The 3,407-nt window shown below is 54.6% G+C and carries 4 protein-coding genes; all 4 read right to left on the bottom strand.

Annotated elements, in window-relative coordinates; all coding sequences use genetic code 11:
* Nucleotides 1-68 precede the first annotated feature (68 nt).
* Nucleotides 69-383 carry a hypothetical protein gene (locus ACETWG_12520; protein MFB0517412.1) on the bottom strand — a complete coding sequence of 105 codons (315 nt, stop codon included), beginning with the start codon at nt 381-383 and terminating at the stop codon, nt 69-71.
* Nucleotides 384-517: 134 nt separating this feature from the next.
* On the bottom strand, nt 518-1,747 hold the full coding sequence (locus tag ACETWG_12515; protein MFB0517411.1) for a S1C family serine protease: 1,230 nt from the start codon (nt 1,745-1,747) through the stop codon (nt 518-520).
* Nucleotides 1,748-2,097: 350 nt separating this feature from the next.
* A complete protein-coding gene (gap, locus tag ACETWG_12510) occupies nt 2,098-3,096 on the bottom strand; it encodes a type I glyceraldehyde-3-phosphate dehydrogenase (protein ID MFB0517410.1) in 999 nt (332 codons plus the stop codon).
* A gap of 214 nt (nt 3,097-3,310) precedes the next feature.
* On the bottom strand, nt 3,311-3,407 hold a 97-nt coding region (locus ACETWG_12505; GenBank protein MFB0517409.1), incomplete at its 5' end, for a 6-phosphogluconate dehydrogenase.

Genomic DNA, 3,407 nt, shown 5'->3' with positions numbered 1-3,407 from the left:
GGACTTTGCGAGGGGTAAAGCATTTGGGCGAACACAATGAGCCGAAAAGTCCCTGTTAGACGACGTTTCTAATGCTGTTTCACACAACCAAGAGGGCTATGATCATCAGTGTCCACCCGATATTGTTCGCCTTGGGGGGCTGAAATGCTGGCACGCCGTTGCTGATGGCCTCGATCCCGGTCAGCGCCGTGCACCCGGCCGAAAAGGCCTGTAGCATCAGGAACGCCGTCGGAGGCTCGGTGGTTCGGCGGGGCGGTAGCGACCAGTAACCCCGCCCCATCCATCACGGCACGCACCGCGCCGTAGGCCAGCATGGGATGGAGCATAAGGTTAAGTAACCGAATTACTTCGCATATCACACCGATTTCGCGTGATAGGCACACTACAACGCCTGCTCTGAATCTCAGCACCCGTTCCGGCAGAGCGAAAGAGAAGGTGCGACGCACCCGGGAGTTGAGGAGCGTCGCACCTTCAATCTCCAGGTCTGCCTTCAGCCCCCTGTCGGAACTCTTATTCCTTACTCTCTCCTGGGCCGTTCGCCAAGTTCCAGCGTAACTTTCTGCTCCTCCCCTTCGCGGAGGATGGTGAGTTCCACCTGCTGGCCTGGCTGGGTCTCTTCCACCAGGTAGGCAATCAGATCATCCATACGGCGCACAGGGGAATCGTCAATGGCGATAATCACATCGCCCCCGATTTTCACCTGGCGACCATTGATTTCGGCGGTCTTATCGCTGCCTCTGAGCCCAGCCCGGTCGGCAGGGCCGCCCTGGCTTAGCTCGATGATCAGCGCGCCGCGCGTCCCGGCGGGCAGGTTCATAAGCTCCGCGATGGCCGGGGCAACATCCGTGCCAGAGATACCCAGCCAGGAATGGTGATATTCACCTTTCTCTATCAGGACGGGCACCACCCGCTTGGCGATGTTGATGGGCACGGCAAAGCCCACCCCGGCGCTGGAGCCGGAACGAGAGAGGATCAGGGTGTTTATGCCGATAACTTCGCCTTTGGAATTCAAAATCGGCCCGCCGGAGTTGCCGGGGTTGATGGCTGCATCGGTCTGAATCATCTCCGGGATGGCGAAGGGGCTGCCGCCGGGCCGGAAGGTGCGCCCCAGCGCGCTGATGATGCCATGGGTCATAGTGCCCGCCTGGCCAAAGGGGTTGCCGATGGCGATGGCCATCTGCCCTACGGCCAGGGCATCGGAATCGCCCAGGGTTACCGAGTGCAATTCGACTTCGGCGGGGTCCACTTTGATCACGGCCAAGTCGCTGTCGGGGTCGGTGCCGACCACCTCCGCTCTAACAACCGTGTCATCCCAGAAGATGACCTCCACCGTGTCGGCCTCCTCCACCACATGGTTATTAGTGACAATGTGGCCTTGTTCATCCCAGACAAAGCCGGAACCCTGACCTTCCTGATAGAACTCCTCCGGCGAGCGCGGGATGGAGGGCAACCCCGGTATTGGTGGAAAGCCAGGGAGACCTGGAGCCACCTCCACTCGTTTGACCACAGTGATATTGACCACTGAGGCGATGACCTGGCGGTAAATGGCCGTCAACAGCTTTTCCTCTTCCGTGCCACCAAGATCCAAGGGGAGTGGGTTGGGTGTTGGTGTGGCTTCTATAGCAGAGGCGATTTTCTCCCCTGCCGGAAGGGACAGCGGGGCAAGGAAATTGCCTACCAGAAGCGTAAGAGCTAACACCAGCGCGACGGTGATTAACAGATAGCGGTTCTTCACGAAGTCTGCCATCTTTAAAATACCTCCTTCTTCATTATTTTCCAATTGTCCGTGGCGATGACAGGGCAGTGGACATTCCACGCATCCTTATCATAATTCTAATGCTATCAGCGGAACTTTTGTTACCTGCTCGCAGAGCGCTGGCGATCCACGTCTGGGCCTGCTGCAAACCTGCGCCGACCTCGTCGATGTTGTTGGCGCAGCCAACTCCACCCGATTTGTTGTCGAGGAAATTCTCCACGATGTCAAAGCGCATTCCGATTGGAGCCTATCCCAACGGTCAACCGGAGCCGGTCTCTGACCAGATCAGGCCATTCTTAGCATAGGCACCTGGTGAGAGGCGCTCTTGTTCAGACAACGTGTTATCCCTTAACTATTCGTAGTGCCTCTCTTATCATTTGATTGGTGTAACCCCATTCGTTATCGTACCAACTCATAACCTTAACCAGGTCCCCATCTACTACTCGGGTCATACCCAGATCAATAATGGAGGCACGGGGATCCTTGATAATGTCAGAGGAGACGATTGGATCCTCTGACACTCCCAGAATACCTTCATATTTTTCGCTTTCTGCTTCTTCTCTGAATATTCTGTTTACCTCCTCTATGGTAGTCTTTCTCGCTGTAAGAAAGACAATGTCGGCAATTGAACCTACTGGAACTGGGCCGCGGACAGCAACTCCATCAAACTTTCCTTCGTATTGTGGAAGTGCTTTGGTGGTCGCTATTGCAGCACCCGTCGATGTGGGCACGAAATTTGCAGCACCTGCTCTCCCTCTTCTGGGGCTCTTGTTTGGCCCATCCACTATTGATTGGCTTGAAGTATAGGCGTGGATAGTCGTCATTATTGCCTTCCTAATCCCTATCCTTCTACCCATAATCTCAACAGCAGGGGCAATGGAATTTGTCGTGCAGCTTGCACAAGATATCATCCGAACCGAGCCGTCTTCGGGCTTGTTGACACCGTGGATCACTGTACCTATGTCTTCACTCTTCGTCGGAGCAGATAGAACAACAAATTTTGCGCCGGCCTGAAGATGCTTTTCCAAATCCTTCTTTCGGGTGAAGACGCCGGTACATTCAAAAACGACGTCAATCCCCAAATCGCCCCAGGGTAGTTGGGCAGGATCTCTTTGATTAAAGACTCTATACCTTTTGCCTTCTACGATAAGGCTATCGCTGTCGCTTTCTACCTTTTTGTCATACCTACCATAGACTGTATCGTACTTCAGCAGGTAAGCGAGGTTATCCGGTGGAACCAAGTCATTAACTGCGACTAGTTCCAATTCCGGGGTTTCGAGTATAATCTTGAAAGCTGCCCTTCCTATTCTTCCCAATCCGTTGATCGCTATCTTGGCCATAGCTTACTTCCCTCCGTATCATTAATGTTGGTCGCTCCAGTTGACCTCTTTCACCAGCGTTAGAGGCTCCCCCGTTCATCTCGTAGACCAGGAGGGTGCCCTCGTCCATCATGTCTTCCATACCGACGCTCTCGTAGAAGCCGTTGGCGGATTAGTTGAAAACCTCCTTGGCTTCGGAGCGCAGGCCAGCTTCTTCAAGTAAGTCCTTCATGCACTACGCTTTGCGCATCACCGCGTGGCCGCCGAACTGGTTGCGCATGGCTGCCAGCAATTTGGCCCCGTAACTCTCATCCTGTCGGCTGACAAAGCGC

This window comes from Candidatus Neomarinimicrobiota bacterium, assembly GCA_041862535.1.
GTDB lineage: Bacteria > Fidelibacterota > Marinisomatia > SCGC-AAA003-L08 > TS1B11.
The sequence above is the reverse complement of the archived record's forward strand: the minus strand, read 5'-3'. Positions and strand labels throughout refer to the sequence as shown.

What these genes read in the sequence shown, in the direction of transcription:
- ACETWG_12515 (MFB0517411.1), bottom strand. Translation starts at nt 1,747, where the DNA reads ATGGCAGACTTCGTGAAGAACCGCTATCTGTTAATCACCGTCGCGCTG.
- gap (MFB0517410.1), bottom strand. Translation starts at nt 3,096, where the DNA reads ATGGCCAAGATAGCGATCAACGGATTGGGAAGAATAGGAAGGGCAGCT.